Source organism: Thermoplasmataceae archaeon, from assembly GCA_038729425.1.
Classification (GTDB): domain Archaea; phylum Thermoplasmatota; class Thermoplasmata; order Thermoplasmatales; family Thermoplasmataceae; genus B-DKE.
The window spans coordinates 203,840-226,947 of sequence record JAVYSB010000001.1 but is presented as its reverse complement, the minus strand read 5'-3'; the positions used below and the strand labels follow the sequence as shown (position 1 = coordinate 226,947).

26 protein-coding genes are annotated in these 23,108 nt (G+C 45.0%); 20 read left to right on the top strand and 6 right to left on the bottom strand.

The window, feature by feature from the left end:
* Nucleotides 1–45 precede the first annotated feature (45 nt).
* The 15 genes from ndhC to QW597_01050 are packed head-to-tail and all read left to right on the top strand — an operon-like array spanning nt 46 to nt 11,005.
* Nucleotides 46–483, top strand: a complete 438-nt coding sequence (ndhC, locus tag QW597_01120; protein ID MEM0155190.1) for an NADH-quinone oxidoreductase subunit A — start codon at nt 46–48, stop codon at nt 481–483.
* Entirely contained in the window at nt 480–944 is a 465-nt protein-coding gene (locus QW597_01115) for an NADH-quinone oxidoreductase subunit B (protein MEM0155189.1), read from the top strand. The genes ndhC and QW597_01115 overlap by 4 nt, the downstream gene beginning before the upstream one ends.
* Nucleotides 941–1,408: an NADH-quinone oxidoreductase subunit C gene (locus QW597_01110; protein MEM0155188.1), complete on the top strand. Its 468-nt coding sequence runs from the start codon at nt 941–943 to the stop codon at nt 1,406–1,408. The genes QW597_01115 and QW597_01110 overlap by 4 nt, the downstream gene beginning before the upstream one ends.
* On the top strand, nt 1,408–2,520 hold the full coding sequence (locus QW597_01105; GenBank protein MEM0155187.1) for an NADH-quinone oxidoreductase subunit D: 1,113 nt from the start codon (nt 1,408–1,410) through the stop codon (nt 2,518–2,520). Before QW597_01110 ends, QW597_01105 begins: the two co-directional genes overlap by 1 nt.
* On the top strand, nt 2,517–3,557 hold the full coding sequence (gene nuoH / locus QW597_01100) for an NADH-quinone oxidoreductase subunit NuoH (protein ID MEM0155186.1): 1,041 nt from the start codon (nt 2,517–2,519) through the stop codon (nt 3,555–3,557). Before QW597_01105 ends, nuoH begins: the two co-directional genes overlap by 4 nt.
* The gene (nuoI, locus tag QW597_01095; protein MEM0155185.1) at nt 3,554–3,988 is read left to right on the top strand and encodes an NADH-quinone oxidoreductase subunit NuoI; all 435 of its coding nucleotides are present in this window, start codon (nt 3,554–3,556) and stop codon (nt 3,986–3,988) included. The genes nuoH and nuoI overlap by 4 nt, the downstream gene beginning before the upstream one ends.
* On the top strand, nt 3,985–4,233 hold the full coding sequence (locus tag QW597_01090) for an NADH-quinone oxidoreductase subunit J (protein MEM0155184.1): 249 nt from the start codon (nt 3,985–3,987) through the stop codon (nt 4,231–4,233). The genes nuoI and QW597_01090 overlap by 4 nt, the downstream gene beginning before the upstream one ends.
* Nucleotides 4,226–4,453 (top strand): hypothetical protein, encoded by a 228-nt coding sequence (locus QW597_01085; protein MEM0155183.1) that lies wholly within the window; start codon nt 4,226–4,228, stop codon nt 4,451–4,453. Before QW597_01090 ends, QW597_01085 begins: the two co-directional genes overlap by 8 nt.
* Entirely contained in the window at nt 4,453–4,752 is a 300-nt protein-coding gene (gene nuoK, locus QW597_01080) for an NADH-quinone oxidoreductase subunit NuoK (protein MEM0155182.1), read from the top strand. The genes QW597_01085 and nuoK overlap by 1 nt, the downstream gene beginning before the upstream one ends.
* A gap of 3 nt (nt 4,753–4,755) precedes the next feature.
* Complete coding sequence (locus QW597_01075) at nt 4,756–6,699, top strand: NADH-quinone oxidoreductase subunit L (GenBank protein MEM0155181.1); 1,944 nt, start codon at nt 4,756–4,758, stop codon at nt 6,697–6,699.
* A complete protein-coding gene (locus QW597_01070; protein ID MEM0155180.1) occupies nt 6,699–8,192 on the top strand; it encodes an NADH-quinone oxidoreductase subunit M in 1,494 nt (497 codons plus the stop codon). Before QW597_01075 ends, QW597_01070 begins: the two co-directional genes overlap by 1 nt.
* Nucleotides 8,193–8,209: 17 nt before the next feature.
* Nucleotides 8,210–9,652 carry an NADH-quinone oxidoreductase subunit NuoN gene (gene nuoN / locus QW597_01065; protein ID MEM0155179.1) on the top strand — a complete coding sequence of 481 codons (1,443 nt, stop codon included), beginning with the start codon at nt 8,210–8,212 and terminating at the stop codon, nt 9,650–9,652.
* On the top strand, nt 9,649–10,011 hold the full coding sequence (locus tag QW597_01060) for a hypothetical protein (GenBank protein ID MEM0155178.1): 363 nt from the start codon (nt 9,649–9,651) through the stop codon (nt 10,009–10,011). The genes nuoN and QW597_01060 overlap by 4 nt, the downstream gene beginning before the upstream one ends.
* The gene (locus tag QW597_01055) at nt 10,008–10,259 is read left to right on the top strand and encodes a hypothetical protein (protein MEM0155177.1); all 252 of its coding nucleotides are present in this window, start codon (nt 10,008–10,010) and stop codon (nt 10,257–10,259) included. Before QW597_01060 ends, QW597_01055 begins: the two co-directional genes overlap by 4 nt.
* Before the next feature lie 5 nt (nt 10,260–10,264).
* Entirely contained in the window at nt 10,265–11,005 is a 741-nt protein-coding gene (locus QW597_01050) for an enoyl-CoA hydratase/isomerase family protein (GenBank protein MEM0155176.1), read from the top strand.
* On the opposite strand, the gene tatC is transcribed toward QW597_01050, so the two are convergent.
* Genes tatC through QW597_01030 form a run of 4 tightly spaced genes read right to left on the bottom strand, consistent with a single transcriptional unit; the run spans nt 10,979 to nt 13,121 of the window.
* The gene (gene tatC, locus QW597_01045) at nt 10,979–11,806 is read right to left on the bottom strand and encodes a Sec-independent protein translocase TatC (protein ID MEM0155175.1); all 828 of its coding nucleotides are present in this window, start codon (nt 11,804–11,806) and stop codon (nt 10,979–10,981) included. The two genes, QW597_01050 and tatC, sit on opposite strands and share 27 nt — an antisense overlap.
* Nucleotides 11,803–12,108 carry a twin-arginine translocase TatA/TatE family subunit gene (gene tatA / locus QW597_01040; GenBank protein ID MEM0155174.1) on the bottom strand — a complete coding sequence of 102 codons (306 nt, stop codon included), beginning with the start codon at nt 12,106–12,108 and terminating at the stop codon, nt 11,803–11,805. Before tatA ends, tatC begins: the two co-directional genes overlap by 4 nt.
* 52 nt (nt 12,109–12,160) lie before the next feature.
* Complete coding sequence (locus QW597_01035) at nt 12,161–12,487, bottom strand: TA0956 family protein (protein MEM0155173.1); 327 nt, start codon at nt 12,485–12,487, stop codon at nt 12,161–12,163.
* Nucleotides 12,488–12,509: 22 nt separating this feature from the next.
* A complete protein-coding gene (locus QW597_01030; protein ID MEM0155172.1) occupies nt 12,510–13,121 on the bottom strand; it encodes a peroxiredoxin in 612 nt (203 codons plus the stop codon).
* Between the two features lie 388 nt (nt 13,122–13,509).
* On the opposite strand from QW597_01030, the gene QW597_01025 reads away from it, so the two are divergent.
* The 5 genes from QW597_01025 to argF all read left to right on the top strand — a co-directional run bounded on the left by QW597_01025 (nt 13,510) and on the right by argF (nt 20,188).
* Nucleotides 13,510–14,949, top strand: coding sequence for an APC family permease (locus QW597_01025; GenBank protein ID MEM0155171.1), 1,440 nt, complete (start codon nt 13,510–13,512; stop codon nt 14,947–14,949).
* 578 nt (nt 14,950–15,527) lie between these two features.
* On the top strand, nt 15,528–17,186 hold the full coding sequence (gene thsB, locus QW597_01020; protein MEM0155170.1) for a thermosome subunit beta: 1,659 nt from the start codon (nt 15,528–15,530) through the stop codon (nt 17,184–17,186).
* Between the two features lie 120 nt (nt 17,187–17,306).
* On the top strand, nt 17,307–18,413 hold the full coding sequence (gene sucC / locus QW597_01015; protein ID MEM0155169.1) for an ADP-forming succinate--CoA ligase subunit beta: 1,107 nt from the start codon (nt 17,307–17,309) through the stop codon (nt 18,411–18,413).
* A gap of 1 nt (nt 18,414) precedes the next feature.
* Complete coding sequence (gene sucD, locus QW597_01010) at nt 18,415–19,269, top strand: succinate--CoA ligase subunit alpha (protein ID MEM0155168.1); 855 nt, start codon at nt 18,415–18,417, stop codon at nt 19,267–19,269.
* Between the two features lie 4 nt (nt 19,270–19,273).
* Nucleotides 19,274–20,188 carry an ornithine carbamoyltransferase gene (argF, locus tag QW597_01005; GenBank protein MEM0155167.1) on the top strand — a complete coding sequence of 305 codons (915 nt, stop codon included), beginning with the start codon at nt 19,274–19,276 and terminating at the stop codon, nt 20,186–20,188.
* A 101-nt stretch (nt 20,189–20,289) separates the two neighbouring features.
* Here the strand turns inward: argF and acs are convergent, their stop codons facing one another.
* Nucleotides 20,290–22,239, bottom strand: coding sequence for an acetate--CoA ligase (gene acs / locus QW597_01000; GenBank protein MEM0155166.1), 1,950 nt, complete (start codon nt 22,237–22,239; stop codon nt 20,290–20,292).
* A 105-nt stretch (nt 22,240–22,344) separates the two neighbouring features.
* Complete coding sequence (locus tag QW597_00995; protein MEM0155165.1) at nt 22,345–22,947, bottom strand: acetate uptake transporter; 603 nt, start codon at nt 22,945–22,947, stop codon at nt 22,345–22,347.
* Between the last annotated feature and the right edge of the window lie 161 nt (nt 22,948–23,108).

Here is a 23,108-nt window from a genome sequence, read left to right as displayed (position 1 = left end):
AATATTCGAGGAAATATACTTATATCGTGTAACAATACTTTGCCTATGCTTTACGGGTACATACCCCTATTGATAACGCTTATCCTGCTTATCATTGGTATGGCTGCTCTGTTTGCTATCCTGCCATCTCTGAGTCAGAACAGATTCGGGAAAAGTGGACATGTGAGCTTCAAGGTAAACGACATTCTTTCAAACATGGTCAATGTTAATAGTCCCCCGGTGAAAGACCAGGCATATCTGGAGACATATGAAAGCGGCGAGATTTCAAGGGGTGAAATAGGAAAATTTGTAAACATACAGTATTACATAATTGTTCTGCTATTTGTACTGTTCGATGTTGATATGGTACTCCTGTTCCCATGGGCATTCGACTTTAAGACACTTGGACTAGGTGCCTTTATCGATACGCTCGTCTTCCTGGCAATGCCTCTTTTCGCCGTCTTTTACGCCTTTAAGGAAGGATATATGGAGTGGCTCAGATGAAGACTGGAGAACCAGGAATATTCACTACAAAGCTTGAAGACGCGCTCAAATGGGGAAGGACGTATTCCCTGTGGCCCCTGACACTTGGCCTTGCTTGCTGCGCCATTGAAATGATGGCTATACAGGCATCAAAATTGGATATATCGAGATTCGGAAGTGAAATCTTCAGGAATTCCCCCAGGCAGTCCGACCTTATGATTGTTTCCGGTACGGTAACGAAGAAAATGGCTCCTCGTATAAGAAGGATATACGACGAGATGCCATATCCCAAATATGTTATTGCAATGGGTGTTTGCGTAATACAAGGCGGACCATACTGGGAAGGTTACTCAGTCGTTCTTGGTGTTGACAGGGTCATACCAGTCGATGTTTACGTTCCCGGTTGCCCTCCAACACCAGAAGCCCTTACCTATGGAATAATGACTCTCCAGAAGAAGATTATGGGAGAGACAGAGAGGTGAATTATACGGTAGAGATAATCGGAGAGTCTGTTGGAAAGGATGGAAGAAAAATAATTCAGGTGTCAAAAGAGAATTTTCTAGACCTTATGAAAGACCTCAAAAGCAAAGGGTATGAACACCTGTCCCTCATTACAGGCGTGGACCGAAAGGACTACATGGAGGTCGTTTATCATCTTCACTCTTTAAAGGAAAACCAATATGTGGTTGTTAAGGTCGAGACTAGAGACTATAAGATCCCCAGTGTCGTAGATCTCTGGCACAGTGCGGACTGGGATGAAAGAGAAGAATACGATCTCATGGGCATAATTTTCGAAGGTCGCAAAGATCTCAAGAGGCTATTTCTTCCGGAAAATTGGGTAGGTCACCCTCTCAGGAAGAATTATGACCTCAAGAAAGCACAGTACATAAACGTAGACAAAGAAGGGAACGACTATGCAACTTTTGATGAAGGGGGTGGCTGGTGATGGAGCCGGAGAGGGAATGGGTAGAACTGAATTTTGGGCCTCATCACCCATCAATGCATGGCGTACTAAGAGTCAAGGCAAAGCTTGACGGCGAAATAATAAAGGATATAGAGATCATAATAGGGTATCTTCACCGTAACGCCGAGAAGCTGTGTGAAATGACATATTTTGCGGACAACCTGGTATATTTTGACAGAATGGATTACGTCGGCGCAATGAATATGGAAGTAGGCTATCTAGAAGCAGCTGAAAAGTTACTTGATATAGAACCTCCAGAACGTGCGAAATGGATCAGGGTCATAATGGCTGAACTGCAGCGTATAGCAGCACATCTTGTTGAGATTGCCGCAATAGGTCTGGATCTTGGAATGCTAACCCCATTCTTCCATTGTTTTCGGGAAAGAGAGAAAATTCTCGATGTCTTCACAGAGGTATCTGGTGCGAGGCAGGAGGTTAATTACATGAGCATCGGTGGCGTCTATCAGGATATCACGGAGAGAGCAATTACCTTGACAGAGCAGTTCTTTGAGGAATTTCCGAAGCGCCTTAAAGATCTTTACAACATGTTCATGAAAAATGATGTATTTCTTTCCAGAACCAAAGGAATAGGGATTCTTGATAGAGATACCGCCATAAATTACGGAGTGACGGGGCCCGTATTAAGGGCGTCAGGCGTCGAATATGATGTTAGGAAAGCAGAACCATATCTTGTTTACGATCAGGTCAATTTTGACATTCCCGTATCGTATAAGGGAGATAGCCTCGCAAGGGTGCTGGTAAGATTCGAGGAGATAAAGCAGTCCCAGAAAATTGTGGAACAGGCTATCAAGAAACTCCCTGACGGACCTTACTTTAATCCGAAAGCAAAGAAATCTCTGATGATCAGGCTTAGGGGAGAAGGGGAAGTTTACGCCAGAACGGAATCTTCGAAAGGTGAGTTTGGTGTCTATATCGTTGGAGATGGCGGCGTCAAGCCCTATAGAGTCAGGGTCAGGAGCCCTGCCCTCAAAAACCTGTCCATACTGAGGCCTCTTTCAAAAGATACGATGATAGCGGATATGATCACCACGTCGGCTACACTTGATCTGGTTTTCGGGGAGATAGACAGATGAACATATTAATCAGGCTGCAGGAATTTTTCTCGCCGCTTGGGCACTACCTTTCCTACATTCTAGCCTACTTCTTTGAAACACTCTTCCTTATAATTTTTGCAGCGCTTAGCATCATCGTTGCAATATATGTATTCAGGAAGTACATGGCGAGGGTGCAACAGAGAATCGGTCCAAATAGGGTCGGGAAATTTGGGGTTTTTCAGCTCATTGCAGACGTCTTCAAGTTGATAGGAAAAGAGAACATCTTGCCAAAGAGCAGGGATGATCTGCCCTATAAGTTGGCTCCAATTGTGGTGTTTATGGGGCTGATGCTGGCTTTTGCAATACTTCCATATGGCAGTTTTTACTACCTTGGATCTTTCACAATTACCCATTCTGAAGTTACTATTATTCTTCTTTTCGCGATTATATCAATAATGCCAATTGGCGAACTTCTCGCTGGAATCAGCTCATACAACAAGTATGCTATTCTCGGATCGCTGAGAGCCGTTGCAAAGGACGTATCATTCGAGGTGCCCATGATGCTTTCAGTGATAGCGATCGTTATGATGGCATCTGCGAGGACACCAAGTTCCCTGAGTTTAGAGTCAATTCTGTCTAGCGAGTTTCTTCCTTACGGAATACTGGAACCGATCGGGCTCTTTGTGTTCTTTGTGTCCATGATTGCAAGGGCTTCATATTCTCCGTTTGATATGGGCGAAAGTGACAGTGAGTTAATTACCGGCTCTACTACCGAGTACTCCGGTATGAGGTTCGGTCTGTTCTACGTGGGAATGTTTGGAAGCATATTCCTAGGTTCCCTTATAGTTGCCACGCTATACCTTGGTGGACCAAGTGGACCACTGGAATCAAGCGTTGGCTTTATATGGCTTCTGATAAAGGCCTGGATCTTGGTGATCATATCATTCACCATATGGCTGTCAATGCCCAGGATAAGGATAGACAAGTTCGTCAATTTCGGTTGGAAGTACTTGCTTCCGATTGCAGTCATAAATTTGATCCTGACTGGGATCATTACGCTGGGGTGGGGACTATGATAGAAGTCAAGGAACCAAAGAGAAGGATTCCACTTATTGGAACCATTAGGGGTCTTGGAACTGTTGGGAAATATGTCTTCAAAAAGCCCGTAACAGTTCAATATCCAGAAGAGAGACAGGTTTTGCCTGACAGGTTTAGATTTAGGATATTCCTCAATCTGGATGAATGTGTAGGGTGCACACTGTGCGAACAGGTATGCCCGAATCAAAGCATAAGTATGCAAAAAGTTGAGAGGGAAAATCCGAGAAACAAGAGGAAGATCTACCCAGATGTTAATTTCGGCACCTGTACTGTATGCAGAAACTGCCAAGAGATATGCCCGACAGAGGCAATATATCTTACAAAGGAGTTTGAGACATCCAGGACGAGAAACAGCTTCACGTATTCCCCAGAAGAGCTTGCAATGAAGGAAAACGAGGTTATCAAATGATCGACACAATAATAATGATCATCCTCGGCATAATAATGATAGTCCTCGCAGCACTGGCGGTTAATTCAAACAGGCTTTTTCATTCTGCAGTATGGCTCATGCTGTTCCTCTTCACGCTTTCCGCGACATTTATTTTTCTCGGAGCGAGCATAGTAGGAGCTATGGAACTTCTCGTTTATGTTGGTGCTACAGTTACGCTCCTAATATTCACCCTCATGCTAACTGGAGGTAAAGAAATTGAATAAGAAAGGAGCGTTCGCAGTCTCCCTAGTATTTCTTATAGTTTTCCTGTATGAGGTCATTCAGATATCCGGTGCAAAGTTCACATTCACTCCACAACCCCAGACAATTTTACTTATAAGCGAGGGACTTTTCAGTACTTACATTGTCCCCTTCGAACTTATATCAATGATTCTCGTAGGAGGCATAGTCGGTGCACTCTACATAGCAGGGAGGGAAAATTGATGGATCTGTTTATTGTAAGCTCAATTTCCATGATACTGTTTGTCGCGGGACTTTACGGGATCATGACGTCCAACATAGGGATCAAGATGCTCATTTCCATTGAGATACTTATCAACGCGGCTATGTTGAACCTGGTTGGCGTTGCGATGGATTTCAGCAACGTTACTCCGCTTATTTTGGCACTTTTTGTAATTGCAATAGCCGCTGCTGAATCTGTCATCGGGATAAGCCTGCTGACTGCAATTTACAGAAGATACGGCAGAGTCTCTCTATCTCTCCTGAGGGAGATTAGGTGGTAAAAAATGTACATATACGCCTGGTTAATTTTCATATTGCCTCTGATTTCTTTCCCACTAGCACTGTTCATAGGAAAATACAGAAAAAATGCCGCGGGAATTATAGCCTCTTCAATGATCGGGCTCTCTCTGCTGTTCTCCGTCCTGACTTATTTTTACGTGGGTGCTAATGGTACGATTTACAACAGCTATCACTGGTTCGCCAATATAAATTTCGGAATATACGTTGACAACCTTACGCTTATCATGCTTCTCATGGTATCGTTTGTATCTCTGATGATACAGTTATTCTCAATTTATTACATGAAAGACGACCCGAACAGGCATGTTTACTTCGCGGAAACCTCGCTATTCACCGCTGGAATGCTTGGTCTGGTCGAGTCGTCTGATCTTGTTTTCTTCTTCCTTTTCTGGGAGCTTGTTGGTCTCTGTTCATACCTGCTGATAGGTTTCTGGTTCTTCAAACCAAACGCAGCTTCAGCCGCTAAGAAAGCTTTCATTGTAACAAGAGTGGGTGACTTGCTTTTCCTCATAGGCCTAGCGTTACTCTACACGTCTCTTTCAAGCTCCACACTCCTTTCTCCCGGCGAAAGTCCGCTTAGCATACCGCTGCTCATCAATTTAGCAACCAATCCTTCAACTCAATCAGCTTTTATAAGTGCAATCGGCCCTACCAATCTTGGGATCATAACATTGCTGTTCCTTGGAGGAGTAGCCGGGAAATCATCCCAATTTCCTCTGCATGTTTGGATACCTGATGCGATGGAGGGTCCTGCAACTGTTTCTGCTTTGATTCATGCTGCGACCATGGTTACTGCGGGAATTTATCTGGTAGCGAGGGTTTTTCCACTGTATCAGGTAGCACCTTCATATTCCCTTGTTGTGGTTGCTGTCCTTGGAGCTTTCACTGCACTGTTCTCGGGAATCCTTGGCGTTGTGATGAATGACATCAAGAGGATACTCGCATATTCCACTATCAGTCAGCTAGGCTATATGCTTGCCGCAATCGGGCTGTCTGGACTGATCGGATCAATAGGCGTCTCACTTGGCATATACCAGCTGGTGGTTCATGCCATGTTCAAGGCATTGCTCTTCATGTCCGCAGGTGCAATTATGATTTCACTAATGGACCTCAGAAGCGTAAAACAGATGGGAGGACTCTGGCGCAGAATGCCATTTACCATTTCCCTGATGTTCATAGGGGCTATCACGCTTGCTGCTATACCTCCAACAGCTGCCTTCTTTTCCAAAGATGCAATAATAGCCGCTGCGTGGGAATATTTCGCATTGTCAAATGGAAACCTGCTTTATATGCTTCCGTGGATTTTCCTGGCTGTTGCGGCTTTCCTCACAGCGGTTTACACTTTCAGGATGTTTTTCCTTGTCGCACTGGGAAAACCAAGATCTCATCTTGCGGAGCATGCTCGTGATGCACCATTGATCGCACTTATACCACTCTTTTTCTTGGCTGCGTTTTCCCTAATTCTTGGAATATTCCAGGGCGGATTCTATAACTTCATTTATCCTGTTTACAAGACTCTCGCCCCAAGTGCTACAATAGTATACAGTGCTCCCGGGATAATACAGTACATCCCCCTGATATTGGCCCTTTTCGGAATTCTGATAACATACATCTTGTACGGTACAGAAAGGTGGAAACACATTGATGTCTCCAGGAACGTTTTATACCGTGCAGTAAAGCAGAAGTTTTACCTTGATTACCTGTTCACAAGGGTTATCGCTGAGAGGACTATAGTACCTGTTTCCGGTTCAATAGCCGGGGCAGAATTCACATATAACAATGGTGTAGAGAAATTTGGAAAGGAGTCACTCAGTTTCGGTTCGTTTCTAAGGAAAATGCAGAACGGACTTGTTGAGAATTATTTCCTCGTCATAATACTTGGAATGACCCTTGCATTTTTGGTATTGATAATTGGGGGTGTTTTCTGATGTATATGCTTGCGATTTTCCTTGCACTCATCGTTCTTTCATTCGTTGCATTCTTTATGGGAAAGTATGCAGGGGCGTTTTCGAAGATATCCTCGGCCACAATCATGGTCCTTACTGTTGCCTATGCGATCCTTATATTTCCGAGCAGGAGCGCCAGTGGATTGACGCCAATAAACTCTTACGCCTTCGCACCCGGAATAGGAATTTATTTTTCCATTGGTGTCAACGGACTGACAATTTCACTTCTTGTGCTTGCATCAATAGTATCTCTTGTATCCATTCTCATTGCTGACAAGAAGGAGTATAAAGCAACATTCTACGGCTTGATGCTCCTAACTGAATCCGGTCTATTCGGAATACTGCTGTCAAGAGACTTCCTCTTCTTCTACATTTTCTGGGAGGTGGTCCTGATACCAATGTATTTCATCATAGGAAGATATGGCGGGCAGAGAAAAGATACGGTATCGCTGAAATTTTTCGTATACACTCACATCGGCTCCGTCTTCATCCTACTTTCAATCCTTACGCTGTTCAGTTTCTATTATGGATACTCAGGATCGACAGTATTCACTCTGCAAATGGCTACGCTCCTTAACCCAGCCTTCATAAATAATTCTGCGTACCTGCCTGTCTTTTGGAAAGGTTTTATGCTCTTCGGATTCATGCTTGGATTCCTCGTGAAACTCCCTTCCTTCCCATTACATTCATGGCTCCCTGATTCATACACAACTTCTCCTTATCCTGCAACAGTGATGCTCGCAGGCGGACTATCTGTGATGGGCGGTTATGGTCTCTTTGGAATCCTCCTTCCAATTTCGACTACAATCCCTGTTGCGGTGCTCTGGGTGCTGATCGCTCTTGGCATAATCAGTCTGCTCTACTTTGCCTTTACAGCCATGTTCCAAATGAACATTAAGAGGATGATGGCGTATGCCAGCGCCTCCGCCATGGGGTTTGTGGTTATTGCTTTCTCTGCCGGAATATTGGACAGTTCATTGTCAATTAGAAACATCGAACTTTCTGGCGGAATATTCCAGATTGTGGCTCACGGAATTATTATGGCTCTAGTTTTCTCGACTTTATACTTTATAAGTGAAAGGACAGGCAAGGAAAACATCTACCAGATGGGGGGAATACACAGAGAGATGCCGTGGCTTTCGTCTTTTCTACTTGGAGGACTTCTTGCATCACTTGGCCTTCCGGGACTTGCCGGATTTATAGGGGAATTCTCAATAATTGCCGGAGTTTTTCAAACTGTGGGATGGTTGATCTTCCTTCTCATACTGGGCATGATAATTACTGCTTCTTACCACATATGGACTGCCCAGCGCGCCCTCTATGGCCCATATAACGAAACTCTGGGTAAGATCAGTGACGCATCAAGAAAGGAGATAGCGATACTTGCATCAGTGACCATAGTCATTTTTGTCCTGGGTGTTTATCCAAACCTGATCTTTGGTATTATAAGCGCCTACGTCGGAGGAATTATATGAGCATATACTCAAGCATAATGAATTCAATGCAGTCCGCATCGCACGTTTCAATGTATTACTATCCACTTCTGTTTCTTGGTGTTATGGCATTTATAATGCTGGCGCTTGGTATAAAAGTTTCAAATAAGAATGTGTTCGCTGGCATTACCTTTGGATCGGTGCTAGTTTCAATGGCCCTTATCCTTCTTAATCCCTATGATGGCGTGCAGGTTGGTTCACTGGTCTTCAATACTTTCACAATTTTCTTCGTGGTCATATTGATAATTTCCGTGCTCTATGTAACCTTCCCCATGATCAGGGGAATCAAGACAAAGCCGGAAATATTCTATTCAACCCTTATTTTTGTACTGATCGGCATGATCATTGCAACTCTGAGCTACAACCTCATAATCATATTTGTCGCCTTTGAAGCCGTGAGTATCGGCACCTACGTTATTTCTGCATATGGTAAGGAGAAAAGGCATCTTGAAGCATCCACGAAATACTTCTTTACCGGAACCATAGGGACTGCATTTACGGTTTTCGGGCTATCATTTTTCTATACAGCTACAGGAACATTCACACTTACTACCGAGGTTGTGAGTTCCTCTCCAGCAATGCTGGTCGCGCTCCTTTTCCTGGTAATAGGATTCGGGTTCAAGCTTGCTATATTCCCCATGCATCAGTGGGCAATTGATGCCTATGACGGTACGGAGAACGGCGTTTCAGCTTTCTTATCAACCGGAACAAAACTACTCGCGTTCATGATTCTCCTAAAGGTGCTCCTGGTAGGGTTTGTTTCCGACTTCCACGATGTCTATATCCTCTTTGTGATCCTATCGATCTTTTCCATGACATATGCAAATCTTGCCGCCCTGTCTCAAAACAATCTGAAGAGGCTCCTCGCCTATTCGAGTGTTGCACAGGCAGGTTATCTTATTCTCGTTATAGCTCTAGTCGGCAGCGCTGGGATAGGGAACGTGGCATACGTTGCTGTCACGGCTGGAATGTTCTATTCTCTCGTGTATATATTCATGAAGGGAGGGTCATTCCTTGCAATGAATCTCGTAAAGAAGCAGAGTGTGGAAGTTTCCGATATGTCCGGACTTGCCAAAAAGTCCCCGGCCACAGCCATCAGCTTTGCGATCCTTCTAATGGGCCTCGCCGGTATTCCTTTCACTGGTGGGTTTACCGCGAAGTATTATCTGTTCCTTTCACTGATAGAGGGGAATCTTTGGTGGCTTGCTGTAATTGCCATACTGAACAGCGCAATTTCAGTGTTTTATTATTTCAGAGTGATAATGTTCATGTTCTGGAAAGACCCTGTTGAAGACGGTAATTTCAACCTAAATGTCTACTCAAAAATACCGGTGATTGTTTCCGCGGTCATAATGGTAGCCCTGTTCTTTTTCTTCTACCTGCTTCCTACGTTTGCTACTTATGCGCCTGGACTCTTCGCTACCATGGGGGGAAGTATATGAAGGGAGAAGACGATTATGGAATCATAATGAGCGCGCTGGCAATGGGAGACCTGAATGATGTACAGGCAAGGATACGAGGAAGGATCAGGAAGCTCGGCCTTGCTCAGAAGTACAGACCATCCGATCGAACTACTGCCTATATTGGAATGCTTGAAGCCCTCCAGTCAGTGCTGGAAGGAAAAATAAGCGTCGATGATTTCATCAGGTCGCTTGAGAATCCTTTGGTTTCACAGGAATTCAGGTTTGTAGACAACTGGCAGGATTTTGTCAGTTCTGTTACCTATTACCTTAACTACTACATCGACAGATACAACATCCACCTTCCGGCATTTGATGCAAAGAGAAGTGATGATAAATGACAACAGGATTCATGGAGTGTTTCGAACACCTTTCGGATGATGAGGAATCGGCTGCGGAGTGCGTACATTGCCTCAGAAAATATGGGGAGCAGGTCTTGTTTGACGACAAGCTCGGAAGGTTGAAACTCGGCAGAGAGCTTTATGAGGATCATTCCAGAGACATGAGCAAGCTGACTGAGATATTGAAAATCAAGAACAGATCCGATTATGAGGAATCTGACAAAAAATTTAACCTGACAATGTATTAGACTGCATGCCTACTGACGTCAACGGGAAGGGCAAAATCTTCTTGGACAGGTATGAAAGGACTCTGGTTATAACCATGTCCAACACGCTGGATAATATCATTGATACTGAATCTTTGCAAGCAATAATAAGTTCAATCTCTTCAATGACTGATGATACAGATTCTATCGTACTTTTTGGATCTGGAGGAAGATCATTTTCCGTTGGGTATGACGGCTCATGCAAAAGGATCCAGGAGAGGGGGCACATGAAAAACATCTACGAGATGGGTTTTACCATATCGCGCATGCTGGCTTCCATTGACGTCCCGGTCTTCGCTCTCGTTGATGGACTGACCCTCGGTATGGGTATGGAATTCGCCCTGTCCTGTGACATGATCATTTCCTCTAGGAAGTCCAGATTCGGCATGCCCGATTTCAGGTACGGCTTACCCTCGCTCACAGGTGTGATCTCATCTGTACTGGAAACTTATGGAAAGAGAGCTTACGGCATGTTAATGAGCGGTGAGATTTTTGATGCTGCCACAGCATTTGATATTGGAGTAGTATCAAGAATCGTCGAAGGGAAGGAATTTTTCAGATCGTCGATGGAATATGTTAGGTCAATAAACCTGGAACTGATGTCATTCTACAAACGCGAGAACATGAGATTTTCCCAGAGCGTTAATGCCGACAGGCTTCTCATGGACTTCTATGATCTGACCAGAATTAGGTTGAAGGAATTAGAGGTCTTCAGAAGCACTCTGTGATTGATCAATGTAATTTTTTCTCTCTATTCGCCTGGCAACATACATCCCGCCGAAATAGAGCAGAATCATAGGCAGGGCAATAACTACCATGGTGAAACCCGTAACTCCAGGGGAAAATATCATGCCAAATACAAGTGAGCCGATGATCGCATACCTCCAGTTCTTCCGCCAGGTTTCGTATTTTACCAGGCCCAATTTTGTCAGGCCAACCATGAAAACCGGGATCTCGAACGAAAGGCCGAATGCAGCAACGTAGATCAGTAGAAATGACACAAAATTCATGACGCTGGTCGTGGGAGCTGTGCCAAGGCCGAGATCAAATTGGTAAAATATGTTGAACAGCGTTGGAGCAACTAGCCAGATTCCTATGAACGATCCCGTGATGAACAGTACTGTCGCCGGTATAAGCGTAATTCTTGCCAGTGCCTTTTCGCTGGATTTCAAAGCAGGGCCAACGAATGCTGATATCTCGTATACCAGCACTGGCATCGTGAAAATCAGGGAAAGGAAAAGGCAAACGTAGAGATCGGCGACCACGGCATCTGTGGGTTTGACCACGATTAATTGTGTTGTACTAGGAAGGACATGGCGCTCAAGTAAGACAAGAAACTGTGCCCCTATATTTCGATACGGATCAACGGTGAAAAACGGGAACGTCACGCCAAATAGGTGATAAAGGCGAATTCTTAGAGCTATGAAAAAAACGAATAATATACCGAATGGGATCAGGATCCTGATGAGCCTGATCCTGAGCTCTTCGATATGTTTTAAGCTGCTGGAAATGAACGTTTCATCGCTCATTGTCCACTTTTGAGTTTATCAGCGATCTCGTCCCTAAGTTGCTTCTCTGTCTTGTCCTTAGTCTCTATGCCAAGGCTCTTTGCCATCTGGGAATAATCAATGCCTGGAGGCGCTGGTGAGGCTGGTGTGGGGGCTCCATTCATGGCGCTCTTGATCTCCTTCTCTATCTCCATCTGCCCCCTCTTGAATTCCCCGGTTGCCTTGCCTATATTCCTGGCAAGATCCGGAATCTTCCTCGTGCTTCCAAAAAGAACGAGAATAACAACGACTATGATAAGCCAGTCTATTGGTGAATCAAACATTGTTGTAAGTATGCAGGACCGTTATTTAAAATTTATCTGGTAATACTTAACCTTAGGAAACATCGAATTCTGCGTTAATTCCCCTCTCACTATATCCGTTCACTATGGGTGCTATTCGCGCCTTCAGGTCAGAAGATATCTTTGTAGCCGAAATGGAGATTGTCATTTTCTTCTTGTTTACTACAATGAATCCAATCGTTTTGTCCTCAGGCATGATCTGAGAGGTTCTTGCGAACTTCTCGATAAACTCAGAAACAGAGTCCTGCGGATATTCACTGACAAGCAGTTCCGAGACTTCCCTGAGGGATGATTCCAGTTTTGAGAGTTCTACGCAAATGGTGGAGGGGTGAAAATCACCCAAACTTATGTTATACATCACACAATCTGTCAATGATATCAGCCTAGACTTTGACTCTTTTAAGATACCACCTTTCCGAACCGTCAGAATCTCGCTTGAAGCTGTCTGCCAGGGTAGCGGGGGCTCCCGCGATTCCGGGCTGGCCAACTTCCCAGTTTACCGGAGTGGCGAGCTTGTTCTTCCAGTTGAACTGGAACGCCTTTATGACTCTGATGATTTCGGATATGTTTCTGCCCACTTCGGCAGGGTAGTATATCATCCACCTAACTTTCTGGTCAGGGTCGATAATAAATACCCCTCTGACAGTCAGGCCAGCTTTTTCATCAATAAGGTTGTATGCTCTTGCAACTTCCTTGTCTATGTCTGCGATGACCGGAAAAGGGACCTCAATCCCATAATGGTCCTTTATGTCCCTTAGCCAAGCTATATGGCTGTAGATACTATCCACGCTGAGACCAAGGAGTTCCACTCCAAGTTTCTGGAAATCTTCATACCGCTCAGAAAATGCCATAAACTCCGTTGTGCAAACTGGAGTGAAGTCTGCTGGATGCGAGAAGAGGAGCACCCATTTTCCTTTGAAATCTGAAAGGCTAATTGGCCCCTTGGTCGTGTTCGCCGTGAAATCCGGCGCTTTCTGTCCTAAATACACTGCCATTTTTTCACCAGGTAGTTAATATTTATAATGGTTATAATCTTGTCGAAGGTGCAAGATATGCACTTACAGGCATATTTTAATACGTGGTACTTCAGACACCACCCAGGTTCTTCCCGAATAGAACTGTAAGATCTGAACGACTCAGGCAATGAAGGTTCGTGTGCAGAGGAAACGATCAAACGGGTCTATACGAGATACTGAAGTAAGCGACAAAATACTGCACCCTTAATAAGGAAGAATTACAGGCTATAGCGCATCATTGATCAACTTTACCTTAGCGAATAACTGACCTCCACAAAAGCATGAAAGTTATTATGCTTCAAATATCGACCATAATAGCTGACATGTTGAGGTCTAGATTCAAATATTTACGAAGCGTTATCCCAAAATGCCCGAAAAAGGAGATAATAATAAATCACTTAAGGCTGGATCTGCTGGTTTTTACCCTCTGTTGGGGCAGTCTGTTGCAATGATAGCCCCTCTTGGGGCGGTTGCCGCCACTATGACCGGAGCCGCTTCCTTTGCTTTAGGGTCTTTACCACTGGCATATATAATTTCCATATTTGGCGTACTCATATGGATTAACACTCCGTACCAGTTTTCCAAAAAGATCAATGGAGCCGGTGGCTTTTATACATTCAATGCCATCGGAGCGAGCCGGCCTTTCGGCTTGATTATAGGTTATATGATGTGGTTCTCTTATTTCAACGTTATAACGAACGCTATACTTTTCACCTCTGGGGTCTTCATACCGGGAACTATTTCCTATTTTCTTGGAGTCAACATTGGAACCTACACTTGGATACCCATAATGCTCCTGTTTGCGATACTTATAACTGTAATAGCCTATGTGGGGATCAAACCGTCACTGGCTTATAGCTTTACAGCCTCTGTGATTGAGATTGCGCTCCTTGTGATAACGTCTATTGTCATTATAGTAAAACTAGGATCCGCAAATACGCTGGCCCCGTTTACTCCTGGACCAGCGGGTGGCTGGTCGCCAATATTCGTTGGAATGGTTCTTGCTATATTTTCCATGTCAGGCTCATCCGCCGTCGTGACGCTTGGAGAGGAGGCTAAACAGCCTAGGAAGAATATAAAGAAGGCGCTTCTTATCAGCTTCCTGATCACTGGTGTCATCTTTGTGCTTACTTCATATGCCCTTACTGTGGGATGGGGTGTTGATAAAATGACCACATTCTTTTCATCGGCATCACAAGGCATCCCTGGACTTATTGTCAGTGACAATTTTATCGGATTACCGTTTACTATGCTGCTCTTCGCATTCATTATTAACAGCCTTTTTGCGGGATCACTTGCTCCACTAAACACCAGCGCAAGAATGATATTCTCAATGAGCAGGGATGGCCTTGGACCAAAGTTTCTTTCAAAAGTTCATTCCAAGTATAAGACGCCTTCCAATTCCATTCTATTCCTTGGGGGACTTTCGTTCCTTGTTTCTCTACTAGCCGGGATATTCCTTACTCCAGCAACGGGGTTCGTGTATCTGGTTTCAGCCTCCTCGGCCGCTCTTTTTATAGGGCACATCCTTTCAAATGTCGGTGTTGGAATAACCTACAAGAAACTGAAAGAATTCAAAGTAATACTACACGGTCTGATACCGGCAATCGCCACAGTGATCCTCTTGGTTGCCATGTATTACAGCTTAGTTCCTCCTACATACCCTGTTGATTACTCCATATTAACGGCCGCTGTCTTTATTGCTGTTTTCGCATCCGGAATCATGATATACGCAAGGCATCACAAAGAAGAGATTAAAAGGGCAGGGACAACCGACATGGAAATTCAGGAAACACTGAAACCCTGATTACACCTAATTTGGAAAATTCTTACAAATAAATGGGCATATGACCCAACCACTTTTATTTTTTTTACGAATATTACATTTCTATCTAATGGAATGCCAAGCGGAATTGAAAAAGATTTGCAAATGTCACCGGTAAATCTTCGGCCGAAACCCATTATATGAAATGGAATTTCTGTGATATCATTACTGTGTGAAACAGTAATGAGAAGATATCTCTATCTTAAATTTCGATCAATTCAACTCGCCATTTGGAAGCAAATTAGAAATGGCAGTCAAGTAGGGCGGTCCCACAATTTATTATGTTGGGAATTTAAGATCTTGTGAATCGCCATGTCGGATATGCATGTTAAAATGCACACCATAGCCACAAAATGACACTGTCGGAAAATTTTTGTTGTTATTTCAGGCGACCTTCAACAAAATGCTAAAGAAAACGGATTAGGATAAAATCGTTGAAAACAATTGTCTGAAGGAACCCAGTGGAGTATGCTGTAGATACATTTTCCTGATACAGGTCATGAAGACAATGTTTATATTGAAGGACATATTTATCTGCCAGGTTGAGGTGAACAAAGTACATGCTATCAGGTCAAATGCCAATTTTAGTGCTTAAGGAAGGCACTTCAAGGGAACAGGGGAAGAATGCTCAGAAGACAAACATTGAGGCTGCAAAGGCGATTGCGGACGCCATCAGGACCACACTTGGCCCTAAGGGCATGGATAAGATGCTCGTTGACTCTATTGGCGACATCGTTATTTCCAATGACGGCGCAACCATTCTGAAGGAAATGGATGTTGACCATCCCACCGCGAAGATGATTGTTGAAGTTGCAAAGTCACAGGACACTGCTGTTGGTGACGGTACGACGACGGCTGTTGTGCTCGCTGGCGAACTTCTTAAGCAATCTGAAGTTCTTCTTGAACAGGGAGTGCATTCTACAGTCATCACGAACGGATTCAGGATGGCGGTGAATGAGGCGAAGAAGTATCTGGATGAACTTGCAATAAAGGCGGACGACGACAAGACCCTGAAGCAAATTGCAATAACGGCGCTTTCTGGAAAGAACACCGGGACATCCGGCGAGTTTTATTCGGACCTTGTAGTTAAGGCAGTAAACGCTGTGGCAACACAGAGAAACGGAAAAATTACCGTTGACACTGCAAACATAAAGGTCGATAAGAAGAACGGTGGCGGTGTGACAGATACTCAGTTTATCAACGGGCTTGTCATTGATAAGGAAAAAGTCCATGCAAAGATGCCGTCTACGGTCAAGAACGCGAGGATCGCCCTTGTTGATTCCGCGCTTGAAATAAAGAAGACAGAGATAGAGGCTAAGATCCAGATCACGGACCCATCGAAGATCCAGGATTTCATGTCGCAGGAATCAGACACATTCAAGAAAATGGTTGAGAAGGTTAAGAAGAGCAAGGCAAATGTCCTGCTCTGCCAGAAGGGAATAGATGATGTCGCACAGCACTACCTTGCAAAGGAAGGTATATACGCGGTCAGAAGGGTAAAGAAAAGTGACATGGAGAAACTCGCTAAGGCAACAGGTGCCAAGATCGTGACTAACCTTGATGACCTTAACGAAGGTGCGCTTGGTTCAGCTGAAATGGTCGAGGAAAAGAAAATCGGTGACGACAGGATGACCTTTGTAACGGGTTGTGCAAACCCAAAGGCAGTCAATATCCTTATTAGGGGAGCAACAGACCATGTTGTTTCAGAAGTCGAAAGAAGCCTGAATGATGCAATAAGGGTAGTTGGAATTACAAAGGAAGACGGTAGATTTCTGCCAGGCGGTGGGGCCATAGAAGAAGAACTAGCAATGAAGATCAGGAACTATGCCAACACCGTAGGCGGCAGGGAGCAGCTCGCAATTGAAGCCTTCGCGAAAGCTATGGAAATTATCCCGAGGACACTTTCTGAAAATGCAGGTATGGACCCCATAAACACACTTATACAGCTCAAGGCAGAGCACGAGAAGAACCACCCAACCTATGGAATAGACGTGTACAATAACAAAGTTGGCGACATGAAGGCTGCGGGTGTATATGATCCACTGAGGGTTAAGAAACACGCAATTGAGAGCGCGGTTGAAGTCTCTACCATGATCCTGAGAATAGACGATGTCATTGCAAGTAAGAAAAGTGGTGCATCTGAATCCCCTGGAGGCGGCATGGGCGGCATGGGCGGCACGGGCGGAATGGGCGGTATGGGTGGAATGCCACCATACTGATCTCCAAATTTTTATTCATTTTTCAAAGCATCCAGAATTACTTTTTCTGACATTTTCTTAATTTTCTGATCGATTTGGACAAACTTATTTAGAAATATTGTATCACCTGATGGTGACTTATTGAATCTCTATGAATACATGGGAAAGGAAATTTTCAGGAAATATGGTGTTCCTGTTCCAGATGGTTATGTCGTGGAAAGTCTCACTTCAGTCAAGAAGTACGAGAAACCGGTTGTCGTGAAATCACAGATTTTGCTCGGCGGAAGAGGTAAATCCGGAGGTATAAAATTTGCAAAGAACCAGTCAGATCTTGAAAAAGGAGTTAAGGAGTTACTTGGTTCAAAGATTAGAAACCTTACCGTTACAAAGGTTCTCATTGAAGAGATGCTGGACATTAAAAAGGAAATATATGTCAGCATTGCGCTTAACAGGGCAGAGAGGAAGCCAATGGTCATTGCCAGTGCTTCCGGGGGAGTGGAGATTGAATCAGTGCCTGAGAACCAGATATTCAAGACCATTATCGATCCACTTATTGGATATTCGGACTATATCGGTCGTGAGGCAGTACGATTCCTGAGGCTCGACCAGGAGATTGGGAAACAGTTCAGGGCAATTCTCAGCAGCCTTTACAAAGTCTTTGAGGGCGAGGACTGTGAACTCGTCGAGATCAACCCACTTGTTATAACAGGGGGGGGAAAACTGATAGCGGCAGATGCAAAGGTGGTCGTGGACTCGGACTCAATGTTCAGGCACAGGGAAATAAACATAATTGATACAGAGAAAACCCCGCTGGAACTCGAAGCACAGGGCAAAGGATATTCATTCGTTGAACTTGAAGGAAAAATTGGAGTAATCGCGAATGGGGCCGGGCTCACCATGGCCACGCTGGATGCGCTCACTCTTCACAAAGGTAAGCCGAGGAACTTCCTTGACCTTGGTGGCACAGATAACGTGGACATTGTCGTAAACGCCTTCGAGCTGGTTCTCAAGGCGAAGCCCAATGCGATTTTAGTGAACATATTCGGCGGTGTTACGAAATGTGACACGGTTGCAACTGGAATAGTGGCAGCCAAGGACAGGTTGAAGATCACCCAGCCCATAGTTGTAAGGCTCAGCGGAGTGCATGAGAACGAGGGTAGGGCAATACTTAAAAAGGATGGAATAGAGGCATTCCCCATGATGATGCCAGCAATTGAACGCGTAGTTCAGATATCAGGAGGCAATTGAGATGACGGTACTTGTTGACAAGGACACGCGGGTCATTGTGCAGGGAATCACGGGACACCAGGGGTCGTTCCATGCTGGGGAGATGGTAAAGTTTGGCACCAAGGTGGTCGCTGGAACCTCTCCAGGAAAGGGAGGGACTAAATTCCAGAATGTGGACGTTTACGATACAGTAGCTGAAACCATGCATCTGTCCCCCGATGCGACTATGATATCTGTGGCGGCACCCTACGTCAAGGATGCAGCCCTGGAAGCCATTGATCATGGAATAAAGCTGGTTTACATTCTTACGGAACACGTACCGTTTCACGATACCATGGAAATAGTCCAGCAGGCAAAGCGCAAAGGGATAACACTTATAGGACCAAACGGGCCAGGAATCACTTCCCCTTTTCTCTGCAAGATAGGCATCATGCCTAACCAGATCTTCAAAGAGGGTGATGTGGCTGTTGCTTCCAGAAGCGGTACACTGACCTATGAGATTGTGGATGCCATAACTAGAAGTGGGTTCGGAGAAAGCACTGTTATAGGGCTGGGAGGCGACCCGGTCGTAGGTCTCACTTTTATTGACGTGCTCAAGATGTTTGAGGAGGATGAGAAGACCAGAAAGATCGTTCTTGTTGGAGAGATAGGAGGAAACAACGAGGAACGGGCTGCAGAATACATAAAGAGTCATATAACCAAAAAGGTCGTTGCTTATATAACAGGACGCAGCGCACCGCCAGGCAAAAGGATGGGTCATGCAGGTGCCATCATAGAGAAAGGTGTGGGAACAGCCGAATCAAAGATAAAGGCATTCAACACCGCCGGCGTCGAAGTCGCTAATTACCCGAATGATATACCTGAACTGCTGAAGTGATTACATGAAAAGAGACATTATATCTGTCCTGGATATGGAGAGAGATTTTCAGGAGATAATCGACCTTGCTATAAGGATGAAGAGAGACAGGTACCGTACCATTGATGAGACCAGAAACCGCGTGCTAGGGATGATATTTGAGAAGCCGAGCACCCGTACGCGCATTTCGCTAGAAACTGCAATGGTGCAGCTTGGAGGTCATGCCGTTTACCTGAATCCAAACGACATGCAGATCGGGCGCGGAGAAACCATAGCTGACACGGCCTCCGTTATATCTAGGTATCTGGACGTTATCTCCTACAGGGCATTCAAGCATGAAAACGTGCTCGAACTGGCAAGGCACTCAAGAGTCCCGGTCATAAATGCACTTGACGACAGGGAGCATCCTACACAGATATTGGCTGATTTCATGACGGTTCTTGAGAAAAAGGGAAGGTATAGGGACCTCAAATTTTCTTATGTGGGCGATGGAAACAATACTTCAAATTCTCTTTTGCTTGGAGCTGCTTTACTGGGCATGGATATATCCGTAGGTTGCCCAAAGACGAACACTCCGAACAAGGAAATAACAGAAACAGCCAGAAGGATTGCCAGGGAAAACGGGTCAAAAGTCGAGATTGTTGAATCTCCCGTAGAAGCAGTTAATGACGCTGATATCGTTTACACTGATGTGTGGATTTCCATGGGGGAGGAATCAATAAGGAATGAAAAGGAGAAGCTGTTTGGGAAATATCAGGTCAACGACGAACTGGTATCTCATGCAAAGAGAGACTATCTTTTTATGCACTGCCTTCCAGCGCACAGGGGCGTTGAAGTTACTGATTCCGTGGCGTCAGGGATCAACAGCGTGATTTTTGACGAAGCAGAGAACAGAATGCACACAGCTAAGGCTCTGATTTACACACTTTTGAAATACTGAAACCGGAAAACCCGGTTTTCATTTTATTTTTACAACTAGAGGGTGGGGACTTAAGCCAGTGGTCGGGTCGATAGTTGACTCTAAAAATAAAATATGATCGTTCAGGAAGTTTCCTTCCTGAAGAACTCAATTGCAGATTTGATCTCCTCGACAGAAGCTGAATTCTCAAGAGTACTGATATCACCGGGCAACTGGTTAAGGGCCACTGCCTTGACAACCCTTCTCATGATCTTTCCGCTTCTCGTCTTTGGCAGGCTCTTTACAATATGTATCTCCTCCGGGACATATACTGGGCCAAGATCTGACCTGATACGCTGCCTTACCTTGTTCACGACGTCACTGTCATTCTCGAATTCATCTTTTACAACGACGAAGGCAACGATCACCTCTCCCTTGACCGGATCAGGTCGGCCGAATACGGCAGATTCAGCGACTTCATTGGAGGCTATAAGAGCATCTTCAACTTCAATTGTTCCCAGGCGGTGCCCAGCGACATTTAACACTTCATCAGCCCTTCCGAGCAGCCAGTAGTATCCGTCCTTATCCTTTATTGCGTAATCACCACAGAAATATTTGCCCGGGTATTTCTCAAAATACACTTTCTTGAACCTCTCCGGATCGTTATTCAGTGTCATGAACATTCCTGGCCACGGTCTTTCATATGCAATGTACCCCTTCTCGCCGTCAGGAGTTGGGTTTCCTTTCTCATCCAGTATTACCGGCGAAACACCAGGCATCGGAAATGTGGCTGATCCGGGTTTCAGGGGTGGTAAACCGAGTCCAAGCGGCGGGGCGATCATGAATCCACCGGTTTCAGTTTGCCAGTATGTGTCGATGATAGGGCTGTTTGAGTGCCCGATGTTTTCATAGTACCATCTCCAAGCAGCGGGGTTTATTGGTTCTCCAACGGTTCCAAGAATCCTTAGCGAACTCAGATCATGTTTTTCCGGATACTTCTCACCGTACCTCATTAGAGTTCGGATCGCTGTAGGGGAGGTATACAATAGATTGACCCTGTACTTCTCTATAATGTTCCATATCCTGTCAGGTGCGGGATACGTTATTGCCCCCTCATACATTATTGAGGTAAGCCCAAGGAACAAAGGCCCAAAGACAATATAGCTGTGCCCGGTAACCCAACCAATATCAGCAGCGCACCACCATCTGTCATCCTCGCCCGGGTTGAACGCCCATTTAAGCGTATCAGCTACCCAGACAGAATATCCGCCATTTCCGTGAACAGCACCTTTTGGTTTTCCAGTTGTTCCGGAAGTATACAGTATGTACAGAGGATCAGTGGAGTCTAGCCACTCCGGCTCAACATAGGTCTGGGAGGTTCCTACTATGTCATGCCACCAGAGGTCCCTGCCTTCCTGCATCTGGATTCCGTGCTTTGTCCGCTCCACAACGACAACAGTTTCAACGGTGGAAGAGTGAACCAGGGCTTCATCAACAATATCCTTCAGCTTCACGATCTTCCCCCCTCTGAAGGCGCCATCGGCAGTCACCACAAGTTTGGCTTTGGAATCATTGATTCTCTCTGCCAGTGCACCGGCGCCGAACCCGGCAAATACAAATGAGAATACCGCTCCTATCCTGGCTGCGGCCAACATTGCCACCGGGGCTTCGATCAGCATCGGCAAGTAGATGATTATTTTGTCCCCTTTCTTTACGCCCAGATCTTTCAGTGCTTTCGCAAAGTTGTTGACCCTCAGGTATAGCCCGTCGTATGTTACTATCTTCTCTTCCCCGTTCTCTCCGACCCATATATAGGCTGCCTTGTTTCTCCTGTTTCTGTGTAAATGCCTATCGAGGGCGTTAAAGGAAGCATTCAGCTTACCTCCAACAAACCATCTATAAAAAGGCGGGTTGGAGTCGTCCAGAACCTTATCCCATTTTCTGTTCCAGTCGAGAATCTGTGCGTGCTTCTCCCAGAATGCTTCTGGGTGTTCTATTGATTCCCTATAGTCCTGCTTATAGAGTTCTATGTTTGGGTGATAGGTCTCTCCCGTGGGTAGGACCTCGCCACCGTTTGTTGTTCCTTCAGCCATGATTAACTATACTATTAACATTATATCAATATTTGGAAACTACAGCTATTATGCCAACAAACATATTAAAAAATAGGGAAAAATAAAAAATAGTTATTTTGGAGTTTAAGCAGATTTTTTCTTAAAGAGTCCAGGTCCGAGCGGCAGGGTTCCAGGTCTCATGAAGTTCGTCACAATGGCGAAACTGGTATACGCGGCGAAGAAGGCGGTTAACATACCTACGTACCCTCCAGCGTGCATCAGTGCCAATGAACCTGTCAGATTTGCAGCGCCCAGTAGGAAAAACGCAAGCCACAGGAAGAAGAAGGTCAAATTCAGGCTAAAGTTTGCCATCATCGCTGGTAGCCACATGTACAGCGTGAAAACTCCCCAGAGAACTAAAGCAAGGCCAACCTCGTGAGCGCTGATGGTAATGAGATTCATCCCGGCCAGCAGGTTAAGCAGTGCATAAAACAACCAAAATGCTCCGTAACTCGAGAACGCAGTGAAGCCAAAGGTGTTTCCCTTCCGCATCTCAAAGATTCCCGCCATCAACTGGGCAAGTCCACCGTACGCGATTGCGAGGGGAACCACCGCCCCCCCTGCCGAAATAATACCGGCATTTGTGAAACTGAGCAGGAACGTTGTGAATGCGAAACCTGCAAGTCCAAGCGGTGCCGGATCAGCTGATAGGGCCTTAGTAAAAGGGCTCTCAAAAGCGTCTGCCATTTAAAACCTCCTCATGATACTTCTCCGAAATCATTGTAGCTTACAACTGGTATGTTATTTTAAACTTTCTTATCAAGTAGTTCAGATTGCATTGAAATGGCTATCACCGAATGAGGGTTCTTTCATGAAACCAGTAAAGCTGTTTACTCAAAGAAAATTCT

Excerpts from the sequence above, each read along its gene's own strand:
- ndhC (MEM0155190.1), top strand. The coding sequence starts at position 46 with ATGCTTTACGGGTACATACCCCTATTGATAACGCTTATCCTGCTTATC.
- QW597_01115 (MEM0155189.1), top strand. The coding sequence starts at position 480 with ATGAAGACTGGAGAACCAGGAATATTCACTACAAAGCTTGAAGACGCG.
- QW597_01105 (MEM0155187.1), top strand. The coding sequence starts at position 1,408 with ATGGAGCCGGAGAGGGAATGGGTAGAACTGAATTTTGGGCCTCATCAC.
- nuoH (MEM0155186.1), top strand. The coding sequence starts at position 2,517 with ATGAACATATTAATCAGGCTGCAGGAATTTTTCTCGCCGCTTGGGCAC.
- nuoI (MEM0155185.1), top strand. The coding sequence starts at position 3,554 with ATGATAGAAGTCAAGGAACCAAAGAGAAGGATTCCACTTATTGGAACC.
- QW597_01090 (MEM0155184.1), top strand. The coding sequence starts at position 3,985 with ATGATCGACACAATAATAATGATCATCCTCGGCATAATAATGATAGTC.
- nuoK (MEM0155182.1), top strand. The coding sequence starts at position 4,453 with ATGGATCTGTTTATTGTAAGCTCAATTTCCATGATACTGTTTGTCGCG.
- QW597_01075 (MEM0155181.1), top strand. The coding sequence starts at position 4,756 with ATGTACATATACGCCTGGTTAATTTTCATATTGCCTCTGATTTCTTTC.
- QW597_01070 (MEM0155180.1), top strand. The coding sequence starts at position 6,699 with ATGTATATGCTTGCGATTTTCCTTGCACTCATCGTTCTTTCATTCGTT.
- nuoN (MEM0155179.1), top strand. The coding sequence starts at position 8,210 with ATGAATTCAATGCAGTCCGCATCGCACGTTTCAATGTATTACTATCCA.
- QW597_01060 (MEM0155178.1), top strand. The coding sequence starts at position 9,649 with ATGAAGGGAGAAGACGATTATGGAATCATAATGAGCGCGCTGGCAATG.
- QW597_01055 (MEM0155177.1), top strand. The coding sequence starts at position 10,008 with ATGACAACAGGATTCATGGAGTGTTTCGAACACCTTTCGGATGATGAG.
- QW597_01050 (MEM0155176.1), top strand. The coding sequence starts at position 10,265 with ATGCCTACTGACGTCAACGGGAAGGGCAAAATCTTCTTGGACAGGTAT.
- tatC (MEM0155175.1), bottom strand. The coding sequence starts at position 11,806 with ATGAGCGATGAAACGTTCATTTCCAGCAGCTTAAAACATATCGAAGAG.
- tatA (MEM0155174.1), bottom strand. The coding sequence starts at position 12,108 with ATGTTTGATTCACCAATAGACTGGCTTATCATAGTCGTTGTTATTCTC.
- QW597_01030 (MEM0155172.1), bottom strand. The coding sequence starts at position 13,121 with ATGGCAGTGTATTTAGGACAGAAAGCGCCGGATTTCACGGCGAACACG.
- QW597_01025 (MEM0155171.1), top strand. The coding sequence starts at position 13,510 with ATGCCCGAAAAAGGAGATAATAATAAATCACTTAAGGCTGGATCTGCT.
- thsB (MEM0155170.1), top strand. The coding sequence starts at position 15,528 with ATGCTATCAGGTCAAATGCCAATTTTAGTGCTTAAGGAAGGCACTTCA.
- sucD (MEM0155168.1), top strand. The coding sequence starts at position 18,415 with ATGACGGTACTTGTTGACAAGGACACGCGGGTCATTGTGCAGGGAATC.
- argF (MEM0155167.1), top strand. The coding sequence starts at position 19,274 with ATGAAAAGAGACATTATATCTGTCCTGGATATGGAGAGAGATTTTCAG.
- acs (MEM0155166.1), bottom strand. The coding sequence starts at position 22,239 with ATGGCTGAAGGAACAACAAACGGTGGCGAGGTCCTACCCACGGGAGAG.
- QW597_00995 (MEM0155165.1), bottom strand. The coding sequence starts at position 22,947 with ATGGCAGACGCTTTTGAGAGCCCTTTTACTAAGGCCCTATCAGCTGAT.